Annotated in this window: 10 protein-coding genes; all 10 read left to right on the top strand. The window is 74.5% G+C overall.

Going from position 1 to position 13,343, the window contains the following annotated elements:
- Window positions 1–6 precede the first annotated feature (6 nt).
- From OHA61_RS04255 to OHA61_RS04300, 10 genes are read left to right on the top strand one after another with little or no spacing between them, the layout of a single operon-like run.
- A complete protein-coding gene (locus tag OHA61_RS04255) occupies window positions 7–738 on the top strand; it encodes a phage baseplate assembly protein V (protein WP_406301761.1) in 732 nt (243 codons plus the stop codon).
- Window positions 735–1,214, top strand: a complete 480-nt coding sequence (locus tag OHA61_RS04260) for a GPW/gp25 family protein (protein ID WP_406301762.1) — start codon at window positions 735–737, stop codon at window positions 1,212–1,214. The genes OHA61_RS04255 and OHA61_RS04260 overlap by 4 nt, the downstream gene beginning before the upstream one ends.
- On the top strand, window positions 1,211–3,373 hold the full coding sequence (locus tag OHA61_RS04265) for a baseplate J/gp47 family protein (RefSeq protein ID WP_406301763.1): 2,163 nt from the start codon (window positions 1,211–1,213) through the stop codon (window positions 3,371–3,373). The genes OHA61_RS04260 and OHA61_RS04265 overlap by 4 nt, the downstream gene beginning before the upstream one ends.
- Window positions 3,370–5,541: a putative baseplate assembly protein gene (locus OHA61_RS04270; protein ID WP_406301764.1), complete on the top strand. Its 2,172-nt coding sequence runs from the start codon at window positions 3,370–3,372 to the stop codon at window positions 5,539–5,541. The genes OHA61_RS04265 and OHA61_RS04270 overlap by 4 nt, the downstream gene beginning before the upstream one ends.
- A 3-nt stretch (window positions 5,542–5,544) precedes the next feature.
- Window positions 5,545–6,984 carry a hypothetical protein gene (locus OHA61_RS04275; protein ID WP_406301765.1) on the top strand — a complete coding sequence of 480 codons (1,440 nt, stop codon included), beginning with the start codon at window positions 5,545–5,547 and terminating at the stop codon, window positions 6,982–6,984.
- A complete protein-coding gene (locus tag OHA61_RS04280) occupies window positions 6,981–8,309 on the top strand; it encodes a hypothetical protein (protein ID WP_406301766.1) in 1,329 nt (442 codons plus the stop codon). Before OHA61_RS04275 ends, OHA61_RS04280 begins: the two co-directional genes overlap by 4 nt.
- Entirely contained in the window at window positions 8,306–9,436 is a 1,131-nt protein-coding gene (locus tag OHA61_RS04285) for a hypothetical protein (RefSeq protein ID WP_406301767.1), read from the top strand. Before OHA61_RS04280 ends, OHA61_RS04285 begins: the two co-directional genes overlap by 4 nt.
- A gap of 20 nt (window positions 9,437–9,456) precedes the next feature.
- Window positions 9,457–10,665 carry a hypothetical protein gene (locus OHA61_RS04290; RefSeq protein ID WP_406301768.1) on the top strand — a complete coding sequence of 403 codons (1,209 nt, stop codon included), beginning with the start codon at window positions 9,457–9,459 and terminating at the stop codon, window positions 10,663–10,665.
- A gap of 34 nt (window positions 10,666–10,699) precedes the next feature.
- Complete coding sequence (locus tag OHA61_RS04295) at window positions 10,700–11,290, top strand: hypothetical protein (RefSeq protein WP_406301769.1); 591 nt, start codon at window positions 10,700–10,702, stop codon at window positions 11,288–11,290.
- Between the two features lie 42 nt (window positions 11,291–11,332).
- The gene (locus OHA61_RS04300) at window positions 11,333–13,342 is read left to right on the top strand and encodes a hypothetical protein (protein ID WP_406301770.1); all 2,010 of its coding nucleotides are present in this window, start codon (window positions 11,333–11,335) and stop codon (window positions 13,340–13,342) included.
- Window position 13,343: the final 1 nt, after the last annotated feature.

Genomic DNA, 13,343 nt, shown 5'->3' on the forward strand with positions numbered 1-13,343 from the left:
GAGGCGATGACGGGAATGCCCGGATCGACCGTGGACAAGCGGTATTTCGGTGTGGCCACTGGTGTCGTGGAGCGGGTGGAGGACGACCCGGAGAAGGAGTGCCGGGTGCAGTTGAGACTGCCGTGGTTCGACAGCGCCACGATCACCGAGTGGTGCCGGGTGGTACAGCCGTACGCGGGCAACGGATACGGCACGAGCTTCGTGCCGGAGAAGGGCGACGAGGTGCTCGTCGCCTTCGACCAGGGGGACATGCGGTTCCCTGTCGTCATCGGCAGCCTCTACAACGGCGTGGACAAGCCGCCCACACACCGGGCGAGCGGCCGGGACGAAAAGCTGCTGCGGACCAAGCACGGCCACGAACTGGTTCTCGACGACAGCTCCGGCAAGGAAGCCGTACGGCTCACTTCGTCCGCCGGGCACCGCATCGAACTGGACGACGCGGGCAGCTCGGTGGTGGTGCGCACCGCGTCCGGCGGCAAGGTGACGGTGACCGCCGACGGCTCTGTGGAGATCAGTGCCGGTTCCGGCCCCGTGAAGGTCACCGGCGGCTCGGTGACGCTGGACGCGCCGCAGGTGCGGCTGGGGTCGGGCGCCTCGCAGCATGTGGTCCCGTGGGAGACCTTCCTGCCCTGGTTCATCGGGCACACCCACCCCGTCGTCTCGCCCGTCGCCACCGGTCCCGCACTCCCCGCGCCCGGCCCGCCGCCGATGTCGACGACGGTGCAGGTGGCGCCGTGAACGGCGGCGCGCCCGGCGGCGCGGAGGCCTTCCTCGGGCAGGGCTGGAGCTTCCCGCTGCTGCCGGACGCCTCGGGGCGACTGGCATACACGGCAGGCGAGGACAGCGTCCGCGACTGCCTACTGGTGCTGGTGCGCACTGCGCTGGGCGAGCGGGTGATGCGCCCCACGCTGGGCACCCGCGCCCCGGAACTGGTCTTCGCGCCCGGCAGTTCGCGCTCACTGCGCGAGCTCGAGGACTCGGTACGTATCGCCATCCGCGACTTCGAACCACGGGCGGCCGTGGACGACGTACGGGCGCAGGCACAGCCGGGCGAGGAGTGGCGGGTGACGGTCTTCGTCGACTACCGGGTCAGGGCGACCGGCCGGCACGAGACGCTGGTCTTCCCCTACTACCTCGACGGCGGCTCGGGACTGGTGGGCGGCGCGGGCGCGTTCGGGGCAGGCGGACCGGCGGGCGGCGGTGAAGCGTCATGACCCTGGCACCGCTGCGGCTGGACGATCTGTCCTGGGCCGATCTTGTTGACGCGGTCCGCTCCCGGATTCCCGCCGAATCCTCGGGCCGCTGGACCCTGCACGCCCCCGTCGACCCGGGCATGACACTGCTGGACCTCCAGGCATATCTGCTGGAGCAGCAGGTCTACCGGCTCGACCAGGTCCCCGACGCGGTCGTGCACGCGGTGCTGCGGCTGCTCGGCGTGCCCGGACCGGCCCCGGCGACGGCCGCGGTGACCGTGCTGCAGATCGTCCCGCAGGCGCCCGGCACCCGGCTGCGGATCCGGGAGGGCGCGTCGTTCAGCCGTGAACCGGGGCGCGGGAGGGACTTCTACCTCGACCGGAACCTGGACGTACTGCCGGTGCGCGTGGCCGGGTTGTCGGTGCGGGAGGGGACGGGCGACCGGGACCGCACCGCCGACCTCGCCGCCGGACGCCCGGTGCCCCTGACCGGCGTCCACGGCCGCCCGGCACGGGTCCGGATCCGGCTCTCTGTGTCCGGCGACGGTTTTCCGGACGGCGGAACCCTTTCGCTGCTGCTCGCGCTGGAGCAGCCGGCGGGGCCGTGGACCGGGAGCCGGACGCCCGACGGCTGGACCGCCGGGGCCGTACCCGACGTACCGCCCCCGGTTCGACTCAGCTGGTCCTACGGGGCCGTTGGGGACACCGCCCCGCTGCCCGAGGGGGCCGTGGCGGACGGCACCGGCGGACTGCGCCGGTCCGGCCTGGTCCGGCTGACCCTGCCGGCGACGGCCGCCGGGGCCGAGGTGGAGCTGGTACTGGCCACGCCCGCCTCCACCTACGCCGCACCGCCGCGACTGCTGCGGCTGTCCCCCAACTCCGTTCCCGCGCACCACGCGCAACGCGTCCGTCTGGAGGAGGCCTCCGACGGGCCCGTGGTCGCCCAACTCTCGGGCCGCCCGCCGCTTCCCGGCCTCACCGCTGTACTGCCCGGCGACGCCGCCGGGCGGCTGATCGACGTCGTGCGCTTCACGCTGCGCGAGAGGGATGACACCGGCAGCGGTCGCACGCACGACTGGACGGCCGTGCCGGATCTGGCGTTCAGCGGGCCGCTGGACCGGGTGTTCACCGTGGACCGGGCCCTGGGGGCGCTGCGCTTCGGCGACGGCCTGACCGGGCGGATCCCGAGGCCCGACGCCACCGGGCCCGGGACCGTATTGCGGGCGGAGTACCGGCTGGGCGGCGGGCCGTCCGGCAATGGCGGCGCGGACCCGGCAGTGGGCGTCCCGGCCCGCGCTGCCCAGCCGACGGCGCTGCTGGCCTTCCCCGCGCTGGCCGGATTCGCCCGCCCCCAGCCGCAGCGCGCGGCCGAGGAGGAATCGCCGCCCGGGGACTGGGTGTTCACCGGCGGATCCTCGGACACCGAACCACCCGATGCCCCGTGCACCGCTCGCGCCCTCGTCCCGTCCACGGGCGGGGCAGAGCCCGAGACCCCGGCGGCCGCGCGCCGCCGGGCCGCCACCGCGCTCGCCGTCGTCACCCGGGCCGTGACCGCCGCCGACCACGAGGAACTCGCCCTGTCCACCCCCGGGGTCGCCGTCGCCCGCGCCCACGCAGTGGTCGGCGCCCATCCCTCGCACCCGTCGCGGAACGTGCCGGGCGCCGTGACCACCATCGTCGTCCCCCGGGTGCCCCGCGCCGCAGGCGACAGCACCGCGCCCGACGCGGTACCCCTGCCCGTTCCCGACCCCGGCGCGCTGGCCGCCGTACGCGCCCGGCTGGAGGCCGGACGCCTGCTGGGCGCCCAGGTGTTCGCTGCGCCTCCGCGCTACCGTCCGGTCCGCGTCCGCGTCACCCTGTCCGCGGACACCGCCCGTCGGCAGCTCCTCGATGCGGCACTGCGCCGCTTCCTCGACCCCCTGACCGGCGGCGACGACGGCACCGGCTGGCCCTTCGGCGGCGTACTGCGCCCCTCGGCGCTGCTGCGAGCGGCCGAACGGGCTCTTCGAGCGGCGGGCGACCGCACCCCGGTGCAGGCCGTCGCCGCTGCCCTGGACGAGGGTCCCTACGAATCCTGCGGCGATCTTCCGCTGCGCCCCGGTGAACTTCCCGGCCCCGTCGAGATCCTCATGTGCACCACACAGCCGTCCGGTGCCGCTCCACGGGAGGTACGCGCATGACCGCCCACGGCGTCGACCGTTCCACCGCTCCCGATCCCTCCGCAAGGCTCGCCCCCGGGGCGGACGAACCGTGGTGGACGCTGTCCGCCGGCGCCGCGCGTACGGCGCTGCTCGACGCGGACGGCCGCCCGGTGCTGCTGGGTGCCGCACGGGACGACCTGGTCGCCGCGCTGCGCGCCCGGGTCGGCGGCTTCACCCCCGACTGGACCGGGACGGGCCCCGACGACGCGGGGGACGCGCTGCTGCGGCTGTTCGCGCTGATGGCCGAAGCGGTGGCCGAACGCGTGGACCGGCTGCCCGCCAAGCTGCTCGTCGAGCATCTGCGGATCGCCGGGGTCTCCCCGCTGCCCGCCGCGCCCGCCCAGGTGCTGCTTCGTCTCACCGCAACGGCGTCCGCAGGAGCGGGAGTTCAGGTCCCCTCGGGCTTCCAGGCCGGGGCGCCCGGCGAGGACGGCGCCGAAGTGGTGATGGAGACCGTGGACGACATGTGGGTGTCGCCCTCCGAGCTCACGTCCCTGGCCGTCGGCCGCCCCGCGACCGGCAGTCTGCCGGGCCCCGTGGATGAGGTGACGCCGGGTCAGGACCCCTGGGCCGACGGATTACTCCCCTTCGGCGCCCACAGCGCGCCCGGCTCGGCCCTCTGGCTGGGGTTCACCGCCCCCCAGGCGCTCGAGGGCGGACTCTCGCTCGCCTTCGTCGCGGCCCCGCGCCCCGGCGGTCCGGCCGCGGCCGCCCGGGGAGCCGTCGCTCCGCCCGAGGCGGCCCCGCCGCAACTGCGCTGGTCCGTACTGGACGGTGACACCTTCCGCGCGGCCGACGTGGTGGTGGACCACACCGGCAACCTCGCCGCCACCGGGACCGTACAACTGCGGCTGCCGACGGGCTGGCGGCCTGGCCGACCGCCCGGCGGGGCCCAGCTTCCCGAAGCCCGCTGGCTGCGGGTGCGGCTCACCGCAGGGACGTACGCCGAGCCGCCGCGGATCGCCGCGGTCCTGCCGCACACAGTGCTCGCGAGCGCCGTACGGACTGTGCGCGACGAGGTGTTGAGCCCGGCACCCGCGGATCCCCGGGAGCAGGACGGCGGCGCGGGCGTGCGGCTGCGCGTGGCGACGGCGCCCGTCGTTCCCGGATCCCTGACCGTCAGCGTCGCCGACGACCCGGCCGCGCCGCTCTTCCCCGTCGACGGCGCGGCCCCCACCGCGCACGACCCGCTGCCCGTGTGGCGGGAGGTGCCCGACCTGGTCCTCGCGGGCCCCGCCGACCGGGTGTTCGCGCTCGACGCCGACACCGGAGTCCTCACCTTCGGCGACGGAGTGCACGGGGTCGCGCTGCCGCCCGGCGTGGGCCATGTACGGGCCGTCAGCTACCGCACCGGAGGCGGCAGGCAGGGCGCCGTCGCGGCGGACACCGCCACAGTGCTGCGCACGGCGGTGCCGGGAGTGGCTTCGGTGACCAACCCGTTGCCAGGGACCGGCGGAACGGACACCGAGCCGTTCGGCGCGACCGTACGGCGCGGCGCAGCCGAGATCCGCACTGCCGGGCGGGCCGTCACCCCCGCCGACCACGCGCTGCTCGCGATGCGCGCCCCGGGTGCGCGCATCGCCCGCGCCCACGCCGTACCCGGGCACCACCCGGACCATCCCTGCGCCCGGCTGCCCGGCATCGTCGGCCTCTACCTGGTGCCGCCCGACGAGGACCCCGCCACCGCCGGTGCGCCGCTCCCCTCGGCCGGCGACCTCGAGGCCGTCACGGATCACCTGACGCGCACCCTCGCCCCCACCGGTATCACCGTCGTCGCCGCAGCGCCCCGGTACGTCCGCGTCGACGCCCGGATCGGGCTGGCGCTCGTCACGGGCGCCGACCGTGCCGCAGCCGTACGCCGCGCCGAGGACGGGCTGCGCCGCTTCCTGCACCCGCTCGCCGGGGGCGCCGACGGCGACGGCTGGCCCTTCGGCGGCCCCCTCGTCCACACCGCGCTGGCGCGCCGGCTGCTCACCGACGAGGAGGTGGCGGCCGTGCCACTGCTGACGCTCACAGTGGACGGCCTGCCCGTGCCGCCCTGCACCGATACGCCGCTGCCCGCGCACGCCCTGGTCCGCGTCGGACGGGTGACGGCCTCGGTCGTCACCAACACCGCCGCCAACATCACCGCGCAGAAGGGGAGGTGAGGCATGGACATCCGCACCGACGCACCCGCGCACCTGCTGCTGGACTCCGCCTCGGGCTGGCGCCCGGCCGCAGGAGCGGCAGACCCCCTCCCCGAACCCGTCCAGGACGGCGACGCGCTGGTCCTGCCGCCAGGCGTGACAGAGGCGGCGCTGGTCACCGTCCCGCTCGACAGCGGCATCTCCCGGTGCCGCTGGCACCGGATCCGTGTCGACGCCGATGTCCCGTCGGGCAGCGCACTGGTCGTCCAACTGGCCACCACCGGCGACGATCCCGACGGCGTGCCGGGGCCCGACGACTGGCAGACGGCCGCAGGACCGGCCTACGACGTCCTGGTGGACCAGCCGCCGGGCCAGTACGTCGTCGTGCGGCTGCTGCTCGGCCGTACCGACGCCTCCACGCCCGGTCCCGCCGTGCGGCAGCTCCGACTTGACCTTCCCCGGGCCACCTCGGCCGACCTCCTCCCGGCCGTCTACCGCGAGGATCCGACCGCCGACGACTTCACCGAGCGGTTCCTCGCTCTGTTCGACTCGGTGGTCGAGACCCTCGACCGGGCCACGGAACGGGCCCCCGCGCTGCTCGACCCGGCCGGCGTGCCGGACGGTGTGCTGCCGTGGATCGCGGGTCTGCTCGGCATCGATCTGGGGCCCGACCCCGACCCGGCGCCGGGCGCGAGTTCCGGCGGCGGCCCCGGGAGCGGCACGAACCCGGGCGCCCCGGACCCGGGGACTGCACAGCTCGCGCCGTCCGTACTGCGCCGACTCATTGCCGCGGCGCCCGAGTTGCGCAGACGGCGCGGTACGCCCTGCGGGCTCGCCCTCGCCCTGGAGATCGTGCTGGGGGTGCGCCCGGCGATCGTGGAACCTGCCGCGGCGCCGTGGGGTGCGGTGGGCCGGGACACGCGCCTGGGTGAGGTGCGGCTGTTCGGACGGTCGGCCACGCGGGTACGGCTCGGCGGCCCCGCGGTCCTCGGTTCGCGGCTGGCGGGACCCGGCGCCCACCGGAGCGGAGCACCGTTGCGATCGCTCGGCAACCCGGACGAGGACCCGCTGACCGGCACCACGTTCCGTTTCCGCGTACTGATCCCCCCGGGCCCGCCGCCCAGCCCCCGGCGTCCCAGATCGACCGACGCCACGGCCAGGACCGCCGCCGATCTGGTCGAACGACTCTCCCCCGCCCACACCACGGCGACCGTCTGCATCGGCGGTCTCGGTTTCACCGTGGGTGAGCGCAGCGCGGTCGGCGTGGACACCCTCCTCGTCAGCCCCGAGCCGTCCCCGGCCGGCGTGGCCGTCCTGGGCGCCGACACCGTTCTCGGGGCGGACCGTTCGGGGCGACGCGGCATCCGCCTGGACGGCACGTCAGGTGCGGGCATCCGCACGGTCGCCCTGCACGAGGGCGACACCGGCGCACACCCCGACGAGAAGAAAGGCAGGACCCCATGACGGCTCCCCCGACCGGGCGTGACAGCGCCCCGCGGACCGGCCGGCGGCGGCTGACGTACTTCCACGGCCAGTTGCTGTCCGCACAGGATCTCCGCCAGGAACAGGGGCAGTTCCTCGCACGGCTGCGCCTGCACAACCTCGCCCTGCACGGCTATGGCGTGGCCTACGGGATGTGGACGCGCCCGGTGCCACCACCGGCCGCCGAGTGCCCAGATCCGGAGCGCGCGGCCCCCTGGTTCGAGGTGACCGACGGCCTGGCCGTCGACCGGCACGGCGACGAGGTGATCGTGCCGTGCGGCGTCCTGCCGAGACACGACCTGTGGCAGCTGCTCGACGAGGACGAACGGTGCCGCGCCCTGGAGGAGATCCGCTCCGGTCGCGACGGCGTCACCGTCTATCTGACGATCCATCACTGCGAGGAGCCGGTCGACAGCGTCCGCGCCGTCTACACCGAGGCCTGCGACGGCCTCCCGCGCACCGCCTACGCCCACATCCGCGAAGGCTTCGCCCTGCGGGCGACGACCCGGCGGCCCGAGCCTGACTCCTGCGACCCTCCGTGCCCCTGCGAGCCGCCCGTCGAGGGCGCGCCGGAGCAGCACGGATGCGGTGACGGCAGGATCTTCGGCCCCGGGCTGCTGCTGGCTCGCGTGAACCACGTACGTCCCGACCGCGTGCTGGCCCCCGAGCAGATCCGTCCCGAGGTCCGCCGGCCCCTCGCCCGGCGTCCGGCGACCGTGATCACCCGCATCTCCTGGCCGCACGGCGGCCGGCTGACCACCCAGCAGGCCCGCGTGCTGCTGGGCGAACGCGGCCTGCGGATCCGCTTCTCGCGGCCGGTGCGCACCGCGACCCTCCAGGACCCGGGTATCGCCGACCTGTTCCAGATCACCGGCGGGCGGGGCGTCCACGGCACCGTCATGCGCCTGGAGACCCGGATCGAAACCGACGGGCCGGACGACGAGACCACGGACCGGATCACCATCCGGCAGACGGACATCGAGTACCTCAACGACGGCGACCGGATCCACCTGGTGCTGCGCACCCCGTTCGTCCTCGACATCTGCGGCGACCCGGTGGACGGCACCCACACCGGCGGGCTCGTGCCGCAGTCCGGCGGCCCGGTCGCCCACCGTCCGGGGCTACTGCCGCCCGACGGCTGCGGACCCCGCACCTCCGGGACGCCCACAGGCGCGGCCGGCGTCTTCGAGAGCTGGATCTTCATCGACAACCACCGTCCAGACGCCGGCTCCGAGGCCGGGGCGGAACCCGCCGACCGGACGGACAGCGCGGCCGACGACAGCGAGACCACCGAGGGGCAGCCATGACCACCTCCGGCACACACACCGCCGGCCCCCGTGACTGCGGCTGCGGTTGCGGCGGAAGCAGTGGCGGCAAAGGCACCGCGACCATCGCCTCACCTGCCGGATTCCGCACGGGCGGACCGGTCCGACCGGTCTTCTCCGCGGGCCAGCTGCTCACCGAGGACGATCTCGGACAGCTCACCGCCTGGACCACCGGGCGCATCCGCCTCCACAACCGGCTGCGTTACGTATCGCCCGAAGGACAGGGCGCGGTCCTGTGCGGGCTCGCCGTCAGCTGCGACTCATGCGCCCGCGGTGCGGTACGCATCGGCGAGGGGCACGCCGTGGACGGTCTGGGCAACGACATCCCGGTCATCTGCGTCGAAGACGTGGACGTCGTCGCCCTGGTACGGGAGTTCCGCGCCACGGGCGGCGGCTGCCCCGACCCCTGCCCGCCCGGGCCCGAGCGCACCTACGGCCTCTTTCTGCGCTACGAGGAGGAGTTCGCCGAGCCTGTCGCCCCGTACGATCCCGGCGACGGCTGCACGCCGACTGGCTGCGTTCCCACGCGGGTACGGGAGGGCCACCGCTTCTTCGTGGGCTGCGTCCCCGACCCGCCCCCCGACCGTCTCTGTGAACTGCTGCGCCGCCGATTCGGTGACGACCGGGAGTTGCTGGAGGACTGTCAGAGCGAGAGCCGGCCCTCGGCGAGCGAACTCACGGAGTGGCTCACGGCCCGCCTCGATGTCAACGGCGACCTGTGCGACCGCACCCCCCTGGCATTGCTGTGCGACGTACCACCCAGGCCGACCGGCAATGACGTTCAGCACAACCTGCACCGCAAGGTGGGTGCCTGGCGTGCCTTCGAGGCATATCTGCGCGCCGCCGTCCGCTCGCTCCTCGTCGTCCCGTGCCCCGGCGGCTGCGCCCCGGACGTGCTGATCGCCGAGGTGACGCTGGACGGCTGCGATGTCGTCCGTGCCGTGCCGGCCGGGCGGCGTGGCGCCCAGTTGCCCGATCCGGTGGAGCAGCGGTGGCGCAGCCGGCTGGCCAGGCTCTTCGAACACGACGCCGGCACATCGCAGTTGCTGGAGTTCCTACTGGAACTCCTGGACCGCACCGGCTGCCTGCCGCAGCCGACCGACACGTAGAAGCAGAAGGAGCGCAGACCATGCCGGCACCTCTGCGGCCAGAATTCCACGAGGGCCAGATCCTGGCCGCCGACGACCTGTCTGCCGTGGTGCGTTACGACCGTGACGCCGCCGCGCGCCACCACCGGCACCTGCACACCTGGGGGATCGCCTCGGGTCTGGAGGTGACGGTCCGCGCGCGGGCCGGCTCGGACATCTACAAAACAGTCGTCGTCGGCAGCGGCACCCTCGTCGACCCGTCGGGGCGGGAGATCGTGGTGCCCGCGCCGGTGGAACTCTCCACACCCGACCAGGGGTTCGTGATCGCCGACCCCGGCAACACGGCCGCCCGCCCGCTCATGCTCATGTGGAGCGACCAGCCCTCGAACAGCGGCGCGACGGTGTCCTCGGGCGGCTGCGGCACGAACGGGGCCGCGCGCACCTCGGAGGGCTTCGCCCTCGTGGTGGGCGCCCCCGGCGACGAGCTCGACCTCGGCGACCAGCAGCCGCCTGCGCCCGACGCGGGACCCGACTGGCTCGGCGGCGGCGACCGGGGCCGGGTACTCCTCTCATTCGTGACCTGGGGAGGCGGCGAGGAGGGCGGCTTCACCGCGGTGCTGCCCAGTGCGAACGGGGTCGGCCGGCGGTACGCGGGCGTCCTCGCCGACCGTGTGTCCGCGCGCGGCGGCACACTGGAACTGGCGGCCGAGCCGCGCCCGGTGGCCGGAAAGGTGGGCGTCCGGATCGGCGGTGAGCAGGGCAGTCTGGACATCGGCCGGTTCAACGCGGCCGGAGCACTCGCCCCGGCGCTGCGCGTACTCGGCGACGGCAGCACCCAGATCCACGGCGACGTGAAGATCACCGGCGGGCTGACCGTCACCGGCGCCGTAGACAGCCCGCTCGTCACCGGCAGCGTCCTCGTCCAGTCCGGTACCGCGACACACGGCGTCATCCTGCCGTTGCCCCCGCCGGTGACGGCAGATCAGGTGGAGTCGGGCGAGGTCGTTCTGCACCTCCAGGTGACGCCTCGGCTCCAGACGTACGGCGGGCCGCACGAAGGCGGTGTCGACGGATCCGGCTTCGGCGCACTGCCCGTGGTGCTGCGCTGCGAGGTGGACTCCCAGCGCCGGCTGAGCTGCCTGATCGCCTGGTACGGCGGGTTCCGCCCCGACCAGGCACTCGACTCTCCGTCCGTACTGCCGGGCGCCGCCGACTACTTCGTGCTGGCCACGGCCCGGCCGACCACCTGATGCATCCCCACGGAAGCAACGAGGGAGAGCAACGATGACGATCACCGCGCGAGATCAATCGGTGTCGCAGGCACCGGAGTTGACCGTCACGGTCGTCCGCCTCGAACACACCGGCCATGTTCTCGCCGCACTCACCCGCGCCACCGCCGGTCCCCCGCCCACCGTACGGCTGCTGACGCAGAGCGCATTCCCGCTGGCCGTCCCGGGTGCCTCGGGGCTCGTCCTGGTCCCGGCGGAACTTCTCACGACCGAGGAACTCAGCGCGCCCCGGGACATCCTGGCCGCGCCCTGGCGCTGGTACGTGGACACCGGCGGCGAGGAGGCCGCCACCCCAGCAACGCCGCAGCTCAAGCCGGTCTCCTGCCCCGCCCCCTCCGTCGGCCTCACCGAAGGATCGCTCACCGTCACGTCCTCCACCGCTGACGGCGCGGCCCCCGTCCTCGCGCTGGTCCATCCGACCGCCCAGTGGGGCGCCGGCAGCGCCGTCAGCCTTCAGATCCGCGACGTCCTCGGCCCGGGCGGAGCAGCCGTGCTGGGCAATGGCGCCGTCGAGGACAGCGACGAAGCCCTGGTCTTCGTCCGGGGGCGGCCGGTGAAGGTGTACAGCCCGGGCGGGATCGACTGACGGAAACAAGCGGACGGACCAGGGCAGGACGCAGGTGACAGCATGGTGACGGTTCACATGGATGCGACGACCGATGACGGTCTCATCGCCGCCCTCGGCGGCTGCACCGTGCTCGAATGCCGGGTGCGCGTTGTCAGGACCGACGGCTGGAGCTGGGGACCCGATCCCTCCGAACTGGCCCGTGGCGCAGTCGCGATGCTCCCCCGCGTGGTGGAGATGCACCTCGCCGGGGCCCTGGCTCGCACCGGCGTGTCGCTTCCCCCGCCCGTCGCGGGACAAGACCCGCACTCAGGCTTCATCCCGCAGGACATGGAGGTGACCGTCCCCGTGCACATAAGGTCCTTTGCCACTCTCGACGAGCTGGCGGGTGCCGCCCCCATGACGGACCGGACCATCGCGCGCGGATCCGGTCCTGACGCGACAGTGCTCCCCCACCGCGGTCACGCGGACCCATCGGCTCCGGGCACGACGCCGCTTTCCCGTCAAGCCGGATCCGATGCCGGATCCGGTACCGACGCCCGTGCCGAAGCCCTGCCTGGGCCCGGCCGACCGGTGCCGCCCGCGCTCGCCTTCGACCGTGACCAGGTGCTGGTCGGCCTCCTCAACGAAGCCTCCGCGTGCGGGGCGTTCGAGACCGTACTGGCCGGGCTTCCGCACGAGGCGCTACTGCTCCTGTTGCGCGCCCTCGATGCGGCGGGCAGCCGCCCGGCGCCCGGCCCCGGCGCTGCGGCCGACGCGGCCGACGCGGCAACTCCGTTCCCCGGTAGGGCCGGAGCAGTCCCCTGCGAAGCCCGGGACCCGGACCCCGACGCCCTCGCCGCCGCCCTCATGGCGGCCCTGCGGTACGAGCCACCCGTGTGGACGGACACCACGCTCCGTGCGACGCACACCCCGCTCACCGCCACCGGACCCGAGCCCGCCCCCGACTCCGCGCTGCCCGCACTCCCCGCGCGGATCCCCCCGGCCCCCGGCCGGGCAGAACAGCACCACGCAGGCCCTGCGCCCGGCACGGTGACCGATATCGACCGCGTACTCCCCTTCCTCCTGCTGCCCCCGCTGCACGACCGCGGCTATCTGGAAGCGGCGGCCGCCGTCCTGAGCGGTGGTGGCGCACAAGCCCCCGACGGTGCGGCCTTCGCCGCCTGCCTCGCGCACAAAGTGCTGCCTCCGCCCGCGCACGGCTGGCTGCGCTCACCACAGGACACGCACGCGGTCGCCGTCTTCGCGGGCACGACGACGACAGGCCACGCCGCACCCGACATCTCCGCTCTGGATCTCGAACGGCATCTCGGCCCGCTGCTGGCCCTGCTCGACTCCCGGCTCGGACTCCAGACCGCCCAAGGTCACACCGCCACCAGCCCCCTGCTGCTGCGCGCGGTGGCCCCGGGCCGGCTCCTCCTGCTGGACGTCGACGGCCTGTACCCGGTGTGGGACGCGACTAAGCCGGCAGAACTGCTCCGCCCGTGGGAACTGGCCGGGACACCCCTCGTGCTGCTGCCCTCCCAGCCCGATGCCCCCGCGGCCGGAGGGCTGACGCTCGCCCTGGACGCCCTGGGCATCGGCTTCGTGACCGATCTGCCGCCGGCCCGCGGCGAGCAGCTCAGCCGGGTGCCCGCTCCTCGCCGCTGCTGGACCAACACCGGGGCACGGCTCCCCTTCCGCTCCGCCCCGGACGACGCGCTGGTCGGGGCCGCACGGCGGCTGACGTACGAGGCGTCCCGCGCCGCCCGGTTCACCGAGGCGCTGGTCGAGCTGCGCCCTGCCGTCCGCGGCCAGGCCCCTGCGGTCGAACGCACGGTGACGCTGGCCGCCGCGGTCGCGCTGGCCGATCTCTCATGGAAGCTCTGGTCGGAGCGGGAGCCGTCCGACCCGATGTGTGCCCTCGACCGCTTCGCCGACCTGGGGGCCCGCGTGGCATTCCACGACAGCACCGTCGAGGTGCGCCTTCCGCTGGGTGCCCGCCACTCCGACCTCTACCGCCACCGGCTGCTCGCCGACGTACCGGACGTGCCGTGGTTCGGCGGCCGCACCGTCGTGTTCACAGGAGGGTGAA

This window comes from Streptomyces sp. NBC_00885 (genome assembly GCF_045207475.1).
In the GTDB taxonomy this organism is placed as follows: Bacteria; Actinomycetota; Actinomycetes; order Streptomycetales; family Streptomycetaceae; genus Streptomyces.

Excerpts from the sequence above, each read along its gene's own strand:
- OHA61_RS04295 (WP_406301769.1), top strand. The coding sequence starts at position 10,700 with ATGACGATCACCGCGCGAGATCAATCGGTGTCGCAGGCACCGGAGTTG.
- OHA61_RS04300 (WP_406301770.1), top strand. The coding sequence starts at position 11,333 with ATGGTGACGGTTCACATGGATGCGACGACCGATGACGGTCTCATCGCC.
- OHA61_RS04290 (WP_406301768.1), top strand. The coding sequence starts at position 9,457 with ATGCCGGCACCTCTGCGGCCAGAATTCCACGAGGGCCAGATCCTGGCC.
- OHA61_RS04285 (WP_406301767.1), top strand. The coding sequence starts at position 8,306 with ATGACCACCTCCGGCACACACACCGCCGGCCCCCGTGACTGCGGCTGC.
- OHA61_RS04275 (WP_406301765.1), top strand. The coding sequence starts at position 5,545 with ATGGACATCCGCACCGACGCACCCGCGCACCTGCTGCTGGACTCCGCC.
- OHA61_RS04255 (WP_406301761.1), top strand. The coding sequence starts at position 7 with ATGACGGGAATGCCCGGATCGACCGTGGACAAGCGGTATTTCGGTGTG.
- OHA61_RS04270 (WP_406301764.1), top strand. The coding sequence starts at position 3,370 with ATGACCGCCCACGGCGTCGACCGTTCCACCGCTCCCGATCCCTCCGCA.
- OHA61_RS04280 (WP_406301766.1), top strand. The coding sequence starts at position 6,981 with ATGACGGCTCCCCCGACCGGGCGTGACAGCGCCCCGCGGACCGGCCGG.
- OHA61_RS04265 (WP_406301763.1), top strand. The coding sequence starts at position 1,211 with ATGACCCTGGCACCGCTGCGGCTGGACGATCTGTCCTGGGCCGATCTT.